18 protein-coding genes are annotated in these 17,694 nt (G+C 45.3%); 14 read left to right on the forward strand and 4 right to left on the reverse strand.

The window, feature by feature from the left end; genetic code table 11:
* The first annotated feature begins 117 nt into the window (after nt 1-117).
* From nsrR to cysQ, 11 genes are all read left to right on the forward strand, one after another.
* Nucleotides 118-537: a nitric oxide-sensing transcriptional repressor NsrR gene (nsrR, locus tag PSI15_RS04380; RefSeq protein WP_045968251.1), complete on the forward strand. Its 420-nt coding sequence runs from the start codon at nt 118-120 to the stop codon at nt 535-537.
* 44 nt (nt 538-581) lie between these two features.
* Entirely contained in the window at nt 582-3,047 is a 2,466-nt protein-coding gene (gene rnr, locus PSI15_RS04385) for a ribonuclease R (RefSeq protein ID WP_273582457.1), read from the forward strand.
* A gap of 100 nt (nt 3,048-3,147) precedes the next feature.
* Complete coding sequence (rlmB, locus tag PSI15_RS04390; RefSeq protein ID WP_273582458.1) at nt 3,148-3,894, forward strand: 23S rRNA (guanosine(2251)-2'-O)-methyltransferase RlmB; 747 nt, start codon at nt 3,148-3,150, stop codon at nt 3,892-3,894.
* A gap of 148 nt (nt 3,895-4,042) precedes the next feature.
* Nucleotides 4,043-4,441 carry a 30S ribosomal protein S6 gene (gene rpsF / locus PSI15_RS04395; RefSeq protein ID WP_047962417.1) on the forward strand — a complete coding sequence of 133 codons (399 nt, stop codon included), beginning with the start codon at nt 4,043-4,045 and terminating at the stop codon, nt 4,439-4,441.
* A 5-nt stretch (nt 4,442-4,446) separates the two neighbouring features.
* Nucleotides 4,447-4,764 carry a primosomal replication protein N gene (gene priB, locus PSI15_RS04400; RefSeq protein WP_065814087.1) on the forward strand — a complete coding sequence of 106 codons (318 nt, stop codon included), beginning with the start codon at nt 4,447-4,449 and terminating at the stop codon, nt 4,762-4,764.
* Nucleotides 4,765-4,768: 4 nt separating this feature from the next.
* On the forward strand, nt 4,769-4,996 hold the full coding sequence (gene rpsR / locus PSI15_RS04405; RefSeq protein WP_000135199.1) for a 30S ribosomal protein S18: 228 nt from the start codon (nt 4,769-4,771) through the stop codon (nt 4,994-4,996).
* A 38-nt stretch (nt 4,997-5,034) separates the two neighbouring features.
* A complete protein-coding gene (gene rplI / locus PSI15_RS04410; protein WP_273582459.1) occupies nt 5,035-5,487 on the forward strand; it encodes a 50S ribosomal protein L9 in 453 nt (150 codons plus the stop codon).
* Between the two features lie 243 nt (nt 5,488-5,730).
* The gene (locus PSI15_RS04415; protein ID WP_273582460.1) at nt 5,731-6,465 is read left to right on the forward strand and encodes a HipA family kinase; all 735 of its coding nucleotides are present in this window, start codon (nt 5,731-5,733) and stop codon (nt 6,463-6,465) included.
* Nucleotides 6,462-7,298 carry a DUF3037 domain-containing protein gene (locus tag PSI15_RS04420; protein WP_273582461.1) on the forward strand — a complete coding sequence of 279 codons (837 nt, stop codon included), beginning with the start codon at nt 6,462-6,464 and terminating at the stop codon, nt 7,296-7,298. Before PSI15_RS04415 ends, PSI15_RS04420 begins: the two co-directional genes overlap by 4 nt.
* Nucleotides 7,299-7,397: 99 nt before the next feature.
* Nucleotides 7,398-8,018, forward strand: a complete 621-nt coding sequence (locus PSI15_RS04425) for a peptidylprolyl isomerase (protein ID WP_045968265.1) — start codon at nt 7,398-7,400, stop codon at nt 8,016-8,018.
* A 148-nt stretch (nt 8,019-8,166) separates the two neighbouring features.
* On the forward strand, nt 8,167-8,910 hold the full coding sequence (gene cysQ, locus PSI15_RS04430) for a 3'(2'),5'-bisphosphate nucleotidase CysQ (protein ID WP_273582505.1): 744 nt from the start codon (nt 8,167-8,169) through the stop codon (nt 8,908-8,910).
* Between the two features lie 81 nt (nt 8,911-8,991).
* Here cysQ and PSI15_RS04435 read toward each other — a convergent pair whose 3' ends face one another.
* Complete coding sequence (locus tag PSI15_RS04435) at nt 8,992-9,549, reverse strand: YtfJ family protein (RefSeq protein WP_273582462.1); 558 nt, start codon at nt 9,547-9,549, stop codon at nt 8,992-8,994.
* 339 nt (nt 9,550-9,888) lie between these two features.
* Here PSI15_RS04435 and PSI15_RS04440 point away from each other — a divergent pair, with 339 nt between their 5' ends.
* A complete protein-coding gene (locus PSI15_RS04440) occupies nt 9,889-10,095 on the forward strand; it encodes a DUF1107 domain-containing protein (RefSeq protein ID WP_045968269.1) in 207 nt (68 codons plus the stop codon).
* A gap of 106 nt (nt 10,096-10,201) precedes the next feature.
* Here PSI15_RS04440 and PSI15_RS04445 read toward each other — a convergent pair whose 3' ends face one another.
* The 3 genes from PSI15_RS04445 to msrA all read right to left on the reverse strand — a co-directional run bounded on the left by PSI15_RS04445 (nt 10,202) and on the right by msrA (nt 11,931).
* The gene (locus PSI15_RS04445; protein WP_273582463.1) at nt 10,202-10,645 is read right to left on the reverse strand and encodes a hypothetical protein; all 444 of its coding nucleotides are present in this window, start codon (nt 10,643-10,645) and stop codon (nt 10,202-10,204) included.
* A 72-nt stretch (nt 10,646-10,717) separates the two neighbouring features.
* Complete coding sequence (locus PSI15_RS04450) at nt 10,718-10,900, reverse strand: type II toxin-antitoxin system HicA family toxin (RefSeq protein ID WP_273582464.1); 183 nt, start codon at nt 10,898-10,900, stop codon at nt 10,718-10,720.
* Nucleotides 10,901-11,283: 383 nt separating this feature from the next.
* Nucleotides 11,284-11,931, reverse strand: coding sequence for a peptide-methionine (S)-S-oxide reductase MsrA (gene msrA, locus PSI15_RS04455; RefSeq protein WP_273582465.1), 648 nt, complete (start codon nt 11,929-11,931; stop codon nt 11,284-11,286).
* Nucleotides 11,932-12,172: 241 nt separating this feature from the next.
* Here msrA and tamA point away from each other — a divergent pair, with 241 nt between their 5' ends.
* Together tamA and tamB are read left to right on the forward strand one after the other, a co-directional pair.
* Nucleotides 12,173-13,915, forward strand: a complete 1,743-nt coding sequence (gene tamA / locus PSI15_RS04460; RefSeq protein ID WP_273582466.1) for an autotransporter assembly complex protein TamA — start codon at nt 12,173-12,175, stop codon at nt 13,913-13,915.
* Nucleotides 13,912-17,694, forward strand: a complete 3,783-nt coding sequence (tamB, locus tag PSI15_RS04465; protein WP_273582467.1) for an autotransporter assembly complex protein TamB — start codon at nt 13,912-13,914, stop codon at nt 17,692-17,694. Before tamA ends, tamB begins: the two co-directional genes overlap by 4 nt.

The following is a 17,694-nucleotide window of genomic DNA, read 5'->3' on the forward strand; positions in this document are numbered from 1 at the left end:
CTGTTTTGCTTAATTTTTAAAATACCCACATAATGATGATCAACTAACGAAAACCAATAAACCTACATTTTTTGGTTCCAAATAAACGCCGTGGTATTCAGTCTCCCAGAGGTGAGTGTGCAGTTAACCAGTTTTACCGATTATGGATTACGTGCCTTGATTTATATGGCTTCTTTACCAGAAGGCCAAATGACAAGCATTACAGAAGTCACTGAAGTTTACGGTGTTTCGCGTAACCATATGGTAAAGATCATCAATCAACTGAGTCACTTGGGATTGGTGAATGCTGTCAGAGGAAAAAATGGCGGCATCAGTTTGGGCAAACCTGCCAACGAGATCAAAATTGGTGATGTGGTTCGTTTCTTGGAGCCACTGTCATTGGTTAACTGTAGTGCCTGTCAAATCACGCCTGCATGTCGCTTAAAGTCAGTCTTGAATCAAGCGGTAGAAAATTTTTTGGAAGAGTTGGATAAATATACTGTGGCCGATATGGTCAAAGACAATCGTCCCCTTTATCAATTGCTTTTGGTTAAGTGAAGCAAGGGGATAAACAGCTTGCTGATGACAATAGAGGAATGACGATGTCAAAAGATCCTTTTCGGGAACGAGAGGCTGAAAAATACGAATCTCCTATCCCAAGCCGTGAATATATCTTGGATATCATTTCTAAACACACCACTCCGGTAAGCCGTCAGGAATTAGCACAAGAACTTCAGTTAACCACGCCAGATGCACTGGAAGCATTGCGCCGGCGTTTGCGGGCAATGGAACGTGACGGGCAATTGGTTTTTACCCGTCGTCAATGTTATGCGTTGCCAGAGCGGCTGGATTTATTGAAAGGCACGGTAATTGGCCACCGTGATGGCTATGGTTTTCTGCGTGTGGAAGGCCACAAAGAAGACTATTTTCTGTCAGCCGAACAGATGAAAATGGCGATCCACGGTGATGTCGTACTGGCACAACCTCTGCGTCCGGACAGAAAAGGCCGCATTGAAGTACGCATCGTGCGGATTTTGGAGCCAAAGAATAGCCAAATTGTTGGCCGCTATTTTATGGATGCGGGCATGGGATTTGTAGTCCCTGATGACAGCCGTCTGTGTTTCGATATCTTGATCCCGAAAGAAGCAACCTGCGGGGCGAGAATGGGCAATGTCGTGGTGGTTGAATTGACCGATCGCTCAACTCGCCGGACTAAAGCCATCGGCAAAGTTGTTGAAGTATTGGGCGAAACTATGGGAACGAACATGGCGGTTGAAATTGCGCTGCGTACCCATGAGATTCCCCATAGCTGGCCGCCAATGGTAGAAAAACAGGTCGCTGGCTTGGATGAAAATGTACCGGAATCGGCCAAACAAGGCCGGGTAGACTTACGTGAGTTGCCGCTGGTGACCATTGACGGCGAAGATGCACGGGACTTTGACGATGCGGTATATTGCGAAAGAAAACGCGGTGGCGGTTGGCGGTTGTGGGTAGCCATTGCCGATGTCAGCTACTATGTTCGTCCGCAAACGGCGTTGGATAGTGAAGCATGCAGCCGTGGTAACTCAGTTTATTTCCCGTCCCAAGTCGTACCGATGCTGCCGGAAGTGCTGTCCAATGGATTGTGCTCCCTCAATCCAGAAGTTGACCGCCTGTGTATGGTGTGTGAAATGACAGTTTCCGCCCAAGGCAAACTTTCTTCCTATAAGTTTTATGAAGCGGTGATGAATTCACATGCCCGTTTGACCTATACAAAAGTGTGGAGGATGTTGCAGGGCGATCAAGAGCTGCGTGAGCATTACAAACCGCTGGTAAAACATATTGAGCATCTGCATGAGTTGTATCAGGCACTGGAACAGGCGCGTGAAGAGCGTGGCGCGATTTCATTTGAATCGGAAGAAGCCAAGTTTATCTTTAATGCAGAGCGCCGGATTGAGCGGATTGAACCCGTTGTACGCAACGATGCACATAAACTTATTGAAGAGTGCATGATCCTGGCGAACATTGCTGCCGCTCGCTTTGTTGAAAAACACCATGAACCCGCGTTATATCGTATCCATGATCGGCCAAAAGAAGAGAGTATCCTGAATTTGCGTTCGGTCTTCAATGAGCTGGGATTGAGCTTGTTGGGAGGCTTAAAGCCAGAACCGAAAGATTATGCGCAATTGATGAAAGCCGTCGCTGATCGGCCAGATCGTGAATTGCTGCAAACGATGCTGTTGCGCTCCATGAAGCAGGCGATTTATGAGCCGGAGAATCGGGGGCACTTTGGTTTGGCACTGCGCTCTTATTCCCACTTCACTTCGCCAATCCGCCGCTATCCTGATTTGGCGCTGCATCGGGCGATCAAGTATTTATTAGCACAAGAAAATGACGCATCAGAAAACGGTGCTGTTGAGCCTCGCTCGACGTCAACCGGTGGCTGGCACAACGATCTGGAACAGATGCTGCAATTGGGTAACCATTGTTCCATGACTGAGCGCCGTGCTGATGAAGCGACAAGAGATGTGGCAGACTGGCTAAAATGTGACTTCATGCAGGATCAGGTGGGTAATATTTTCACCGGATTGATTACCAGCGTGACAGGCTTCGGTTTCTTCGTCCGCTTGCATGATCTGTTTATTGACGGTTTGGTGCATGTTTCGACATTGGATAACGATTATTATCGATATGACAATGTCGGCCAGCGTTTAATTGGTGAGTCTTCCGGGCAAACTTATCGCCTCGGCGATGAAGTCGAGATCCGGGTGGAAGCCGTTCACATGGATGAGCGTAAGATTGATTTCACCTTGCTTTCAACGACGCGCAAAGCCCGTAATCAGGGGAAAACGGCACGCAATAAGGCGAAAAAAGGCGCGCCGGAGCGTAAAAATGGTAAAAAAGGGTTTGATCATAAAAAATCAGCCAATTTTGAGCCAGACAGCCCTTTCCGTAAAAAGAAACGTGCGGAGAAGCCTGAAGCGTCCAAGCCAAGTGATAAGTCAGGCAAAAAGAAAAAACCGTCAAGCAAGACGAAAAAAATTACGGCAAAACTGAAAGCGAAGCGGGCGAAAAAAAGCGCAAGTTGAAAAGTGAATCCATACCATCGTTAATCAGGGCGTGGCGAATGCAGCCGCCCGCTATTTTTCGGTATCTTAAAAATATCAGTAAGTTAGGTATCAGTCAGTCATGAGTGAAATTATTTACGGTATCCATGCCGTTAAAGCCTTGCTGGAGCGCGATCCACAACGTTTCATGGAAGTTTATGTGTTGAAAGGGCGTGAAGATCGCCGTTTAACGCCATTATTGCAGGAATTGGAAGGTCTCGGCATTGCGGTACAAATTGCCAATCGCCAATGGTTGGATGCCCAAACAGAAGGCGCTGTACATCAGGGGATCATTGCTCGCATCAAGCCGGGGCGTCAGTATCAGGAAAATGATTTGCCGGATTTATTATCTCGCTTGGATCGCCCATTCCTGCTGGTACTGGATGGTGTTACCGATCCACATAATCTGGGTGCGTGCTTGCGTACTGCGGATGCGGCGGGGGTGGATGCGGTTATCGTTCCGCGTGATCGCTCTGCACAACTGAATGCAACAGCGAAAAAAGTGGCTTGTGGCGCGGCAGAAAGTGTACCGCTGATCCGGGTGACTAACCTTGCGCGGACATTGCGTGTACTGCAAGAACACAATATTTGGATTGTCGGAACGGCGGGAGAAGCCACGCACGCTTTATACGAGAGCAAGCTGACTGGCCCGATGGCGCTAGTGATGGGGGCGGAAGGTGAAGGAATGCGTCGTCTGACACGTGATCATTGTGATGAATTGATCAGTATTCCAATGGCAGGTTCCGTCTCTTCCCTGAACGTATCGGTTGCCACAGGCGTGTGCTTGTTTGAAATCGTGCGTCAGAGAAGTGATTTGAAATCAGAATAAACGTTTTTCTCTGCCCGTACCTTGAGTTTTTTATATTGTACGGGTATAGTGACGCGTCAATTTTTCAGCCGTACTAAACACGTTCCTTGCCTCCATGGGCCACGGCTGACCCTGACAGGAGGCTGAATAATCCGTAAGGAGCAATCTAATGCGTCATTACGAAATCGTTTTTATGGTCCATCCTGACCAAAGCGAACAGGTTCCGGGCATGATCGAGCGTTACAGTGCGACTATCACTAACGCGCAAGGTCAGATTCACCGTCTGGAAGACTGGGGTCGTCGTCAACTGGCTTACCCAATCAACAAACTGCACAAGGCTCACTACGTTCTGATGAACGTTGAAGCGCCACAAGAAGCGATTGATGAGCTGGAAACTAACTTCCGCTTCAACGATGCCGTTATCCGCAGCATGGTTATGCGCGTTAAGCACGCAGTAACTGAAGCATCACCAATGGTTAAGGCTAAAGACGAACGTCGCAGCCGTGATCTGGTCTTGGAAGAAGACTTGGTTGATGATGTTGATGAAGCTGGGGATTCTGAAGAGTAATTATTGTGACAACCAATCGTTTGGTGCTTTCTGGCACAGTGTGCAAGACACCGATACGAAGAGTCAGTCCATCCGGTATTCCACATTGTCAGTTTGTGCTTGAACATCGTTCACAGCAACAGGAAGCCGGATTTAGCAGGCAGTCATGGTGCAGAATGCCCGTCATTGCCAGCGGACAGTTGTTACAGGAATATACTCACAGTATAACGGTCGGCAGTCGAATCACTGTTTCAGGATTCATTAATTCCCATTATGGGCGTAATGGTCTTAGCAAACTGGTTCTTCATGCCGAGCAGATTGAATTGATAGATTCTGGAGACTAGCCAAATGGCACGTTATTTCCGTCGTCGCAAGTTCTGCCGCTTCACCGCGGAAGGCGTACAAGAGATCGATTATAAAGACATTGCTACGCTGAAAAACTACATTACCGAAAGTGGTAAAATTGTACCAAGCCGTATTACCGGCACTCGTGCAAAATACCAGCGTCAGCTCGCTCGTGCTATCAAGCGTGCACGCTACCTGTCTCTGTTGCCTTACACTGATCGTCATCAGTAATAGGTTCAGTCCATTAACGACTTTGAGAGGATAAGGTAATGCAAATTATTCTGCTTGATAAAGTAGCGAACCTGGGTAGCCTGGGTGACCAAGTTAACGTTAAAGCGGGTTATGCCCGTAACTTCTTAGTACCACAGGGCAAAGCTGTTCCTGCTACTAAGAAAAACATCGAATTTTTCGAAGCTCGTCGTGCTGAACTGGAAGCTAAACTGACTGACGTTCTGGCAGCGGCAGAAGCTCGTGCAGAGAAAATCAATGCACTGGGCTCTGTTACCATCGCTTCTAAAGCGGGTGACGAAGGTAAACTGTTCGGTTCTATCGGTACTCGTGACATCGCTGATGCAGTAACTGCGGCTGGCGTTGAAGTATCTAAGAGCGAAGTTCGTCTGTCCAACGGCGTTCTGCGTACTGTTGGTGAGCACGAAGTTCACTTCCAGGTACACAGCGATGTATTTGCACAGTTGAACGTTAACATCGTTCCAGAAGCTTAATCGCTGATTAGGTTTCCGAACATGTGACAAAAAACGCTGGCATTGCCAGCGTTTTTTGTTTTGTATCGCAAAATCATTTCCCCTCCATACTTGTTGTTTCCCTAAAACCTGAATACCCTCCGCATTTTCGCCAATAACTTACGAAACCTTAATCAGATTAATGTAAGGTAGTTCATTCCAACCTGTTTGGTATAGAGTGAGTACGTGTACAGCTAATATCAGTAATGAGGTTATAGAGCGGCCATGATCTCAGATGTAATTAATGTAGTTGAAATCATTAGAAAAATGTCAGATGGCTCGACGGAACCATATTTGTGTAAATGTGATGATGGATATTTATATGTGGTGAAATCACAACCCAAGATGCCGAAACTTCAACTTATCCATGAGTTGATGGCTTCTTACCTTGCTAAAAGTATCAATCTTCCTATGCCAGAGATTAAAGTTGTCTATGTATCGAGAGAATTGCTGGCATTTATGCCTTGTTTAATCGGAGAACTTTCAGAAGGACATGCGTTTGCTACAAAATATATTCCTGATTCAGCCGGTATCACCTATCATCAGGCACATACAAAGATAGAAAAAAGTTATCAAAAGTTAATATACTTTTTTGATCGCTTAATCAATAATTCAGATAGAAATCTGACTGAAAAAGGTGGCAATGTAAATATAATTTATAATTATAAAACAAATGGATACTATCTCATCGATCATAACTTGGCATTTATGTCATCTTGTGAGTTGAATGAATTTGATTACCATATTTTTTCTCCAATCAACAGAAGTTGGTATTTTGATAGGGTGGATAAATGCGAATTAGATAATGTTGTAGAAAATATTCTGTATTGTTTTAATAATTCTATTGTTAAAATTCCAAGTGAGTGGTACGAAGATCTTGATTATCAATTCATTATTAATAATATAAATAAGATATTAAACAGAGGGTACTCAGAAGAGTTTAGGAGCAGCATTATATGACTAACCCATGCTTATACAGTATCGTGAGGTATGCCCCTTTTGCCGAGACTGAAGAGTTTGTTAATATTGGCGTGGTTATGTGTATGCCTAAACTACGAGAATTTCATTTTAGGCTAACAAAAAGTAATGATAAAAGAGTTCGTCATTTCTTTCGGGATGATTCAATTTTTCCTTATGCCAGAGATGCTGTACATAAGGAATTAATGTTTGCACAAGAGATGGTTCGCGATATCCATGACCCTTACAAAATTGCAGATTTTTTTAATACCTTCATTGCTCCCAGAGAATCTATTTTCTTTTTCAGCCCGCCAAAAGTGATTTTGTCTGAGAACCCAGAGCAAGAACTCACTGATATCTATAATAGATTTATCAATCATTCAGAATATAGTAAAGAACGTAAGGAAAACATTCTTACCAGAGAGCTGAAAAACAGATTAAATCGTTATGATGATTTAAAAAATTTATTTAAAAAAGAAAAGGTTGATGGTGAGTTATCTAAATTTACTTTGCCATTTGTCGCTAAACAGAAAGAAAAAATTGTTTGTGTTATAAAACCACTTGCGTTTGCTCAACAGGAGGCCAGTGGAATGATTGAGCATTGTGATTCTTGGGTAGCCAGAATCACTAGGGCTGCAAGTGAAAATATCTTGAGTATCAGAAAGGTCTTATTCACGGTTTATGTAAAAGAGAATCTCACCCAATCAGAGTCTAAGGCTTTTGATGAGATACAAAGGACGTTAACTGGGCGCAATATTTACCATGTTCAACATGATGATGAAAAATCTATCATTGATTTTGCAAGATTATCTTTATTCCATTATCAAACATGGTGACAGTCATGATGATAGTTCAATAAAACCCCTTCACGCGTTTACCCGCCCAGATAGTGCTGTTATGCTTGAACCTTCACTTATTTAATCACAGGTATTTTCATGACAACACCTTCTTTTGAGTCTATTGAAGCGCGGGCAAGTTACGGTATTGGTTTGCAGGTTGGGCAACAATTACAGGAATCAGGTTTACAAGGATTAGAACCAGAAGCACTGTTGGCAGGGTTGTGTGATGCGCTGGAAGGTCGTTCTCCTGCTATTCCTGTAGAAGAACTGCATCGTGCATTACGTGAGATACATGAACGTGCTGACAGCGTTCGACGTGAACGTCAGCAGTCGATGGCAGAAGAAGGCAAAAAATTCCTGGCAGAAAATATTCAGCGTGAAGGCGTCAGCAGCACTGAATCGGGTCTGCAATTTTCTGTCCTGACCCAAGGTGATGGCACTATCCCTGCCCGTACTGACCGCGTTCGTGTTCACTATACAGGCCGTTTGATTGATGGCACGGTATTTGACAGTTCAGTACAGCGCGGTACGCCAGCCGAATTTCCTGTCAGCGGTGTGATCCCAGGTTGGATTGAAGCCTTGACTCTGATGCCGGTCGGCTCTAAGTGGGAACTCTATATTCCACACAATCTGGCTTATGGTGAGCGTGGCGCAGGGGCATCCATTCCTCCTTATAGTACACTGATCTTCGAAGTGGAATTATTGGAAATTCTGTAATTCATTGATTCTGCAATGCTATTGATAACGAATAAAATAGTCGGTTAGCCGGCTATTTTTTTAAGCATATTTAATTTGCAGTACTGCCAAAAAAGTTGCAATTTGAACGCATAAGCGGATAGCTGAACAATAAATGCAGAGGTGAATGATGCTACAACAAATCTGCCAATTGGCACGGGAAGCAGGCGCGGCGATCATGGCGACCTATCAGGCTGAACAGCCGTTGCAAGTAGAACGTAAAATGGATGATTCACCGGTGACTGCCGCAGATATTGCCGCTCATAAGATCATTAAAGCGGGATTATTGCGCATTACGCCTGATATTCCGTTGTTATCGGAAGAAGAACCACCTGCATGGGAAGAGCGGAAAAATTGGCAGCGTTATTGGTTGGTTGATCCATTAGATGGTACGAAAGAGTTTATCCGTCGCAATGGCGAGTTTACCGTCAATATCGCATTGGTAGAAAATGGCGTACCTGTGATGGGCGTTATCTATGTCCCTGTACAGAATGTCTTATATTCAGCACAAGGGCGTCAGGCGTGGAAAGAAACTAATGGCCAGAGGCTTCCCATTAAAGTGATGTCAGCGAAGCCGCCAATCGTGGTGGTCAGCCGTTCTCACAGGGATGATGAGGAGTTGCAAGATTATCTTTCCCAGCTCGGCGTGCACGATACCCTTTCCGTCGGATCTTCACTTAAGTTCTGCATGGTTGCAGAGGGAAAAGCCCAACTTTACCCACGCTTTGGGCCAACCAATATTTGGGATACCGCTGCCGGTCATGCCATTGCTATTGCGGCGGGAGCGCATGTCACGGATTGGGCGGGGAAAACACTGAATTACACGCCGCGCGAATCTTTTCTCAATCCAGGATTCAGGGTCAGTATTTTTTGATGCCAAGGCGATAAAGATTAAGGTGATAATGGCTCACAGCAGGCAGAACCATTATCACTGTACGACATCAAAATGAGTGGGCTATTTTTGCAATTCTGCTTTGATAAGGCTGATAACGTGCGTAATTTCCTCGTTATTTAACTTGCCATCTTTGACAAATTTCACGTTACCCTGTTTATCCAGCACAATGATGGCCGAACTTTTCGGTTCCAGCCCCCAAGTTTTCTTAGCCAGCCCGTTACTGTCGACAATAAATTGTGACCACGGAAACTGTTTTTTGCTGTCTTCAAGGCTATTGCGCACAAAAACGCCCGTACCAAAAATGGCTTCGTCGGTATTCACGATACTGGTCGTTTGATATTTATCCTTGGGTAAATTAGCCTCTTTCAAGGCTTGAATCAAAGGATCATTCATCTCTTTTGCGGAACTACGACCAGCAATATGCTGGATCGTCCTGACTTTTCCCGCCAGCTCAGTACTGCTCCAATTTTGGTAGCTGAACTTGTCATTGTTTAGCAACAGTTCACCTTTATCGGTCACACTGACCGCGGGAACGGGGTGTTCTAACGTGATGTTATGGGCGAATGCGAATATTGGTGTTACACTCAATATTGCAGATAACACAATGTTTTTTAACATATTTATTCCTTATTTATCATGGTGCGGCATGTTATCAGGGAATGTCATATTCAGCATAGCGTTTGTTAACTGGTCTGTCCTCAAAAAAATAAACAATTTGATAACATTCAGAATAAGGGATCAGTAAGCAAGAAGAAAAATGTAATATAATGATCATTAATATCATAATGTTACATTAAAACAGTGATTGGTTCTTGATATTCAGGGGAACAATTTTCCATATACGTAGTCTATACAGTTGGCATAATAGTGATGTGTCTTCTTGATTCACTGAATATGTTGTGTAATAGATGTTATGCAATAGCATGTATCGTAAGAAGCATGGGAGGAAAAACAGAGATGAAAATCTTTCGCCATTATAACCCAATGAAAATTGCTCTCTACGTAAAAACCCTATTTCGTGGGCGATTATATATTCAGGATATGGGCGCTTTTGAATTCAATTATGGAAAAATTCTACCCCCGAAAATAAAAGATAAACGACATTTCCATGTAATGAGTGAAGTTAATCAGCAAGTATTGCGTTTACAAACCGAAATGGGATGATTTTTTGTAACCGCTCATCGACTAATGGGTAATGTAATAAAGTTAATATGATACATAACATTAGTATAATAAACGGCCTTGCGGCCGTTTTTTGATCGCGGGTTATTTATAGGGTTGTTGTGGTCATTACAGAAATGCCCACATTGCGGTTTAGTTGGTGTAATGCCAATTCGACGGTTTCAATTTTTGATGAATGCTCAACATCAAGCAAGCGGTCGATTTGTGTGGGTTTCTGACCCATTTTGCGAGCCAGTTCAGCTTTGCGAGTACCTGTTTCTATCATGGCATTATGCAAAGCGGCTTTCATCGCTACCAGTACAGGTACACTAATAACGCATTCACCATTGAGTGGTGTACTACCTAGAGGAATAGGGCGGCGCTCTTCAATTTCTATTGCTATAGCGGTTACCACACCTTCAACGGCCTCCAAAAGGGCCTCATCAATAGACTCACCCACTGAGTTCATCAAGGGCAGATCACGGCATGATACGATGTAGGCACCTGTCGATTCATCATGCTCTAATTTAACGGGGTAATGGAATATGGACATTTGACTACCTCTGTTTGGTTTTTCGACTAAAATCACCAAAATATATTTGTATTAATTTTTTTATTTTGAGGCTTATAGCCCTAGGTCTTTCAATATCTTCTTGCGAAGCGGTTCTGGCATCTCTTTGGAACCATGATCGGGGAAAACCGAACGCAGACCATTCAAATTAACTTTTTGATGACTGCCACCACCAGGCGCTTTTTTGAACTCGGCTCCTTGTTGTAACAGCCATCGCTTGAACTCACTGTACTTCATTTGCTCTCCTGAGCTAATGCTATAATGATAACATATAAGTTTAATAAATTAACAAATAAAGTAAAAATAACAACATTAATGTTTATTATAGGGTTGTGTTAATGCTTTTTCCAGAGTGACAGCAAGTGTCACTAAATGCCTTTCCAAAATGATAGGAATAAACCTTATCCTGCGCGCTGCGCGGGATAAGGGATCATCATCTGGAAATACTCTCACTATAATGAAAAGCGATTTAGAGGGGATAACACGAGGAAATTTGATGGAATACTGGTTACAACAGGAGAGGCTGAGGTGAGCCTGCCATATCCACTTTGACTGGGTTTCAGGTTGGGCGTGTTTCAGGTAGTTAGCCCAATGATGACAACATTGGGCTAATAAATCAGCTAGTTACCAAGCGATGGCGGGAAGCAGATCCCAGTCCCGCCTAATCCGCAATAGCCTTCAGGATTTTTATGCAGGTATTGCTGGTGATAATCCTCCGCAAAATAGAATGGCCCGGCTTCGCGAATCTCCGTGGTGATGGTACGTTGGTCATCATTTTGTGTCATTGCTTGCTGGTATTGATCTCGGCTGGCAATTGCCTGCTCATATTGTTGTGGTGAAACCGTGTAAAGGACGGAACGGTACTGAGTACCAATATCACCATGTTGACGCATACCTTGGGCAGGATCGTGATTTTCCCAGAACAACATGAGTAATTGTGAATAAGTGATTTTGCTGGGATCAAAGACGATCCTGACGATTTCAGCATGACCCGTTAAGCCAGTACACACTTCTTCATAAGTCGGATTGGGTGTCGTGCCGCCACTGTAACCCACAGAGGTGGTGTAAATGCCTCCCTGTTGCCAGAAAAGGCGCTCCACGCCCCAGAAACACCCCATGCCGACATAGGCAATTTCCATATTTTCAGGAATGTTATTTATCGCATGCTGTGTGATGTCATGGTAGGGTGATACCGTTAATGGCGTGCTCCTGCCCGTCAGGGTATCTTGTGAAGAAACATGTTGTCTTTCATTGGTTGAATTTGGCAAGATTATCTCCTGTATATGCACAAGTTTTATCATTATATGTTGCTTGTATATCTTTAAAACTTTACCAGAATTAATTTATTACGGCATTTTTTTCATTGTTGGATCTTATACCCGATAAACTTCAGGTTGCAGCTCGTAAAACGAAAACCGCTGATTATCTCTCCGCGTTGCGGGGAGATAATCAATGCACCTTGAAGCATGACGAGTATACCCTACAGGTAGATAAATATTAGGAGTTCGAGTGTCACGATATCCCCTCATAGGTGCGCTTTTTGTCTCTATCGTCACTCCATCGGCTTATAGTGCAAATTTACGATTGAAAGTAGAAGGGCTTTCTGGCGAATTAGAAAAAAATACCAGAGTTCAGCTTTCCAATATCAGTACCGATGAAGTTTCTCCTGATGGCCGTTTTCGGGCGCGTGTGGAGAAAGCGATACGACAAGGGCTTCGTCCATTGGGATATTATGAGCCTACCGTTAAATTTACCTATCAAGAGAATACCCCGCCTGCCCGCCCCGTTTTAACTGCAAAGGTTACACTTGGCGAACCCGTGCGAGTCGCTAAAGTGAATGTTGATTTGGCAGGGGGCGCTAAGACGGATAAAGATTATGCCACCCTGATCAGAAAAAATAGGCCAAAAGAGGGGACGATACTCAATCACGGTGAATATGAAGATTTTAAAAGTGCATTGACGAATTTGGCCGTTAAGAAAGGTTATTTTGATGCCGTAATGAAAAAGAGTGAGTTGGGGGTAGCCGAAGCCCTGCACGAATCGATTTGGGATTTTGATTTCGATAGCGGGCAACGTTACCGTTTTGGCCCAGTGACATTCCACGGATCGCAAATTCGTGAAACTTACCTGCATAACCTGATCCCTTTCAAACAAGGTGAATACTATACCTCAGAACAATTAGCCGAGTTTAACCGCCGTTTGGTTGACACCGGATGGTTCAACTCTGCGGTAGTGGTGCCGGATTTTCACTTAGGGCGTAACAGTCAGGATAAGGTATTACCGTTAAATGCTTCCTTGGTTCCCCGTTCGGCCAACTATGTTGAATTGGGCGGTGGCTATGCAACGGATGTCGGGCCGCGTGTTCAGGCAAAATGGAAAAAACCGTGGCTCAATTCCCGCGGGCACAGCTTGAGTACCAGCCTTAACCTTTCGGCACGAGAACAAATCATCGACGCATCCTACAAAATGCCGCTTAAGGTCAATCCCCTTGAAGAATATTATCAGTTACAGACAGGTTATAAACGTAAAGATATTAACGATACGATTGCGGATACTGCGACCCTAAACCTTTCCCGTAACTGGGATCGTTTCACCGGTTGGCAGTACGGTGTTAACCTGCGCTGGAGTCTTAGCCACTTTACCCAAGCCAATGTCACCAATACCACTGTGTTGCTGTATCCGGGCGTCAGCCTCAGCCGTATTCGCCAGCGTGGCGGCACAATGCCTTATTGGGGAGATAGCCAGCGTTACTCATTTGATATTTCTGATACCACTTGGCGATCCAATGTCGATTTTTTCGTGTTACAGGCACATCATGTCTGGATAAGAACGTATCGCGAGAATCACCGCTTTGTGGTGCGGGCGGATTTGGGCTGGATAGAAACCAATGAATTCGACCAAGTGCCACCGGATCTCCGCTTCTTTGCCGGCGGGGATCGCAGTATTCGTGGCTATAAGTACCAGAAAATCTCACCGACAGACAGTCAGGGTAAACTCACCGGGGCATCTAAGTTGGCCGTTGGTTCGTTGGAGTATCAATACAATATCTATGGCAATTGGTGGAGTGCGTTGTTCGTTGATTCGGGTGAAGCGGTGAATGATATTAGAAGGAGTAATTTTAAAACCGGCGCAGGCATGGGGGTGCGTTGGGCTTCACCGGTAGGGCCGATAAAATTTGATTTGGCAACGCCAATCGGAGATCCAGATAGCCATAATGTTGAATTTTATATCGGGCTAGGGGCTGAACTATGAAGTGGGCAAAAAGGGTCAGTATTGTTTTCCTGCTGATGGTTGGCCTGTTATTGATGGCCGTTGTCGGGCTGATTGGTAGCCAAACGGGTTTGCATTTTATGGTTAACAGTGCGGCACGTTGGGTTCCCGGATTGGATATTGCGAGTGTCAGTGGCGGTTGGCGCGATTTAACCCTACAAGGCGTGAAATATCAGATGCCGGGCGTTAACGTTAAGGCTGATAATGTACACCTCTCTCTACGGCTTTCCTGCCTGAAACACAGCCAAGTGTGTGTCAATGCGCTGACAACGGAAGGAGTCACGGTTTCGGTGAATACTGCTGAACTTCCGCCATCGGCACCTGAGACTGAATCGGCACCCTTGACTGAATTACAGACACCGTATCCTATCTCACTCGACTTGCTGTCTTTGAAAAATACGCATGTGCAGGTCGATGGTATCGCCATTGTATTGGATGAGTTTAAAACGGCGGCTCAGTGGCAGGAAAAGCAACTGATATTCAAGCCAACGGAAATTAATCACCTGCGCCTGGCATTGCCAACAAGCGCATCTGAAAAAGTTGAGATAGCGCAAACAGCCAAGCCGCAGGCTGAACCGGAAAAATCATTGGGTGAAACCTTAAAGGCGTTATTTGCCAAGCCGCTGCTGGCGGAATTACCTGATATGCCCATTCCTCTTGATATCACGCTGGAAAGTGTCCACGGTCGTCAGCTTCGTTTAACGGGTGATACTGACATCAAGATCAATGATTTGCAGCTACAGGCCAGTAACCATGGGCAGGCAGTCGAGATAAAAACGTTGGGCTTACAAACCGCGGTAGGCTCACTGGCATTCCAGGGGACGGCAAAACTGTCTGAACACTGGCCGGTCAATTTGGCAGTGAAGGGGCATATCGATGAGGTCAATCATGTTGGTTTGGGCGACTTAAAAGGACAGCAGATTGATTTAACGCTAAAAGGTGCTTTATTGCAGCAGCTTGATCTCGCATTGAATCTTTCCGGCCCGATAACCGCCAGTTTGGATGCCCAGACTGAATTGGCAACAGCCGGTTTGCCTACGCGTCTGACCTTGAAAAGCCAGCAACTGCAATGGCCATTGCAGGGTAAGCCCGAATATCAGCTTGATGGCGTCAAATTACGTTTGAATGGCCAAGCCAGTCGTTACGATCTTTCTCTCCGCTCGGAGATTAAGGGCAATGATCTGCCACCGGCATTGCTAACGTTGGACGCCAAGGGCAGTGAGGAATCGCTTCGGTTAACACGTTTGCGTTTGGCGACATTGCAGGGTAAGGCCGATGTTGCCGGTGTGATGGATTGGAGTAAAGCCATCAGTTGGAATGCCAGGTTCATTTTGGATGGCATAAATACGGCTAAACAGTGGCCGGAATGGCCCGCCAAAATAGACGGTAAAGTCGCTGTGCGCGGCAGTTTGTATGGGGGAAGCTGGCAGCTTCAGATCCCTGAAATTTCCCTTAATGGTCATATGAAGCAGAATGTGATCAAAGCGCAGGGTAAGGCGTCGGGCAATGCAGCAGGGCAGTGGGATATTCCTCAACTCGATGTTGTCATTGGGCGTAATACCGTGAATGTCCAAGGACGGATGACGGCTGAGGCGTGGAAACTTGATGGTGAAATTCATGCGCCGCAATTAAACGGCTTACTGCCAGGTCTGGCTGGCTTTATGACCGGTGAGGTCAAACTGCGTGGCAATATCAAAGCGCCGCAAATCATGGCGGATTTAAATGCACGTGGGTTGCGCTGGCATGAGTTAAGGGTGGATAGTGCCACGATTAAAGGTGATATACGCTCAGCTGAACAGATCCAAGGCCAGCTATCGGTCGTGGTGCGTCAATGGCAACAGGCGGATCTCACGATCAAAAATTTGATGCTCACTGCGAATGGCTCGGAAAAGAAACATCATTTACAACTGAAAATTGACGGTGCGCCGGTATCTGGCCAGTTGGCACTTGATGGTAGCTTTGATCGTCAAAAGGAGCACTGGAAAGGCAATATCAACCATACTGACTTGACTACGCCGGTTGGTGAGTGGCGTTTAAGTCCGGCGATATCCGTTGATTACTTCAACTTGCAACAAAAAGCTATCGTCGGAACGCATTGCTGGCTTAATCCCAATGCGCGCCTGTGTATCTCAAAACCGATTGAGGCGGGAAGTAGCGGTCATGCCCAAGTGGCGCTCGAGCACTTCGATTTGGCGATGATCCAGCCATTCCTTGATAAAAGTACCCAACTTAAGGGAGTATTCAACGGTCATGCTGATATCCGATGGACAGCAGATCAGGGATGGCCACAAGCAAAAGTGGCTCTTCAAGGGAACGGGGTACAAGTTCGTCAGGTTGTGGAAGGGAATACCTTACCGGTTAATTTTGAAACCGTCACCTTAAATGCGGGTTTGGCAAATGGCAAGGCGAATTTGGCATGGTTATTCAAACTGGCGGGTAATGGGCAGTTGAAAGGCGATGTGCAGGTTGCTGATTTAGAGGGTAGCCGAAAATTATCAGGAAATGTTGATATTCAGGCACTTTCCTTAAAGCTGATTAAACCGATTTTGGGTAAAGGCGAAAAAGGGGAAGGCGGGTTAAACGCCAATCTACGTATTGGTGGAAATGTGAAGCATCCGTTGCTCTTTGGTCAACTTAGCGTTGATGTTGTGAAAATGAGCAATCATTGGCTGCCATTCGATATTACCCAAGGCCAGCTGGCGATTCATTTTGCCGGTGCCAGTTCTGATTTGTATGGCATGATTAGAACGCCCAAGGGGCAATTAAATCTGAGTGGTTATGCTGATTGGCGTAGTCTGGATGAGTGGTATGCCAGAGTGGCAGCCAATGGTGACAAATTCCGTATCACACTCCCTCCGATGGTGAAGGTCGATGTCAGTCCAAATTTGGTGCTGGAAGCGAAACCAAACCTATTGAAACTTGACGGTAATGTGGATATCCCATGGGCACGTATTACCGTTCAGGAGTTACCGGAGTCTGCGGTAGGGGTTTCCGCGGATGAAGTGATGCTGGATAAGCACCTCCAGCCCATCGAGAAGAAAAAATCACCTATTTTGATTCAAAGTAACTTAAATGTGCATATTGGCGATGATGTGCACCTGAGCGCCTTTGGCTTGAAGGCACAACTTAAAGGTGCTTTGAAAGTCCTTCAGGATAAACAAGGATTGGGGCTGAATGGCCAGATTGATATTCCGGAAGGGAATTTCCATGCTTATGGACAGGATTTACAAGTGCGTAAGGGGACCATTATGTTCTCTGGCCCACCGGATCAGCCATTGCTAAATATTGAAGCTATCCGTAATCCTGAATCGACAGCGAATAAAGTCATCGCAGGTGTGCGGGTAACGGGATTGGCAGATAAACCGAAAGTGGACGTTTTTTCTGATCCCGTCAAATCACAACAGGAGGCCTTGTCATATTTGTTACGGGGCGAAGGGTTAGAAAAAGGGGATTCTGACAACTCGCAAATGGCTGCGATGCTGATTGGGTTGGGCATTGCCCAGAGTGGGCAATTAGTCGGTAAGATTGGGGAAACTTTTGGCGTTTCTGATTTGGCTTTGGATACCCAAGGGGTGGGGGATAAATCTCAGGTGGTGGTCAGTGGCAGAATTACCAACGACTTACAGGTGAAATATGGCGTGGGCATTTTTGATTCTTTGGCAACCCTGACGTTACGTTATCGTGTTATGCCAAGATTGTATCTGGAAGCAGTATCTGGTATTGATCAGGCTTTAGATCTGCTCTATGAGTTTGAGTTTTAA

Source organism: Xenorhabdus sp. PR6a (genome assembly GCF_028599065.1).
GTDB lineage: Bacteria > Pseudomonadota > Gammaproteobacteria > Enterobacterales > Enterobacteriaceae > Xenorhabdus > Xenorhabdus doucetiae.

Excerpts from the sequence above, each read along its gene's own strand:
- rnr (WP_273582457.1), top strand. The coding sequence starts at position 582 with ATGTCAAAAGATCCTTTTCGGGAACGAGAGGCTGAAAAATACGAATCT.
- rlmB (WP_273582458.1), top strand. The coding sequence starts at position 3,148 with ATGAGTGAAATTATTTACGGTATCCATGCCGTTAAAGCCTTGCTGGAG.
- rpsF (WP_047962417.1), top strand. The coding sequence starts at position 4,043 with ATGCGTCATTACGAAATCGTTTTTATGGTCCATCCTGACCAAAGCGAA.
- rpsR (WP_000135199.1), top strand. The coding sequence starts at position 4,769 with ATGGCACGTTATTTCCGTCGTCGCAAGTTCTGCCGCTTCACCGCGGAA.
- rplI (WP_273582459.1), top strand. The coding sequence starts at position 5,035 with ATGCAAATTATTCTGCTTGATAAAGTAGCGAACCTGGGTAGCCTGGGT.
- PSI15_RS04415 (WP_273582460.1), top strand. The coding sequence starts at position 5,731 with ATGATCTCAGATGTAATTAATGTAGTTGAAATCATTAGAAAAATGTCA.
- PSI15_RS04420 (WP_273582461.1), top strand. The coding sequence starts at position 6,462 with ATGACTAACCCATGCTTATACAGTATCGTGAGGTATGCCCCTTTTGCC.
- PSI15_RS04425 (WP_045968265.1), top strand. The coding sequence starts at position 7,398 with ATGACAACACCTTCTTTTGAGTCTATTGAAGCGCGGGCAAGTTACGGT.
- cysQ (WP_273582505.1), top strand. The coding sequence starts at position 8,167 with ATGCTACAACAAATCTGCCAATTGGCACGGGAAGCAGGCGCGGCGATC.
- PSI15_RS04435 (WP_273582462.1), bottom strand. The coding sequence starts at position 9,549 with ATGTTAAAAAACATTGTGTTATCTGCAATATTGAGTGTAACACCAATA.
- PSI15_RS04440 (WP_045968269.1), top strand. The coding sequence starts at position 9,889 with ATGAAAATCTTTCGCCATTATAACCCAATGAAAATTGCTCTCTACGTA.
- PSI15_RS04445 (WP_273582463.1), bottom strand. The coding sequence starts at position 10,645 with ATGTCCATATTCCATTACCCCGTTAAATTAGAGCATGATGAATCGACA.
- PSI15_RS04450 (WP_273582464.1), bottom strand. The coding sequence starts at position 10,900 with ATGAAGTACAGTGAGTTCAAGCGATGGCTGTTACAACAAGGAGCCGAG.
- tamB (WP_273582467.1), top strand. The coding sequence starts at position 13,912 with ATGAAGTGGGCAAAAAGGGTCAGTATTGTTTTCCTGCTGATGGTTGGC.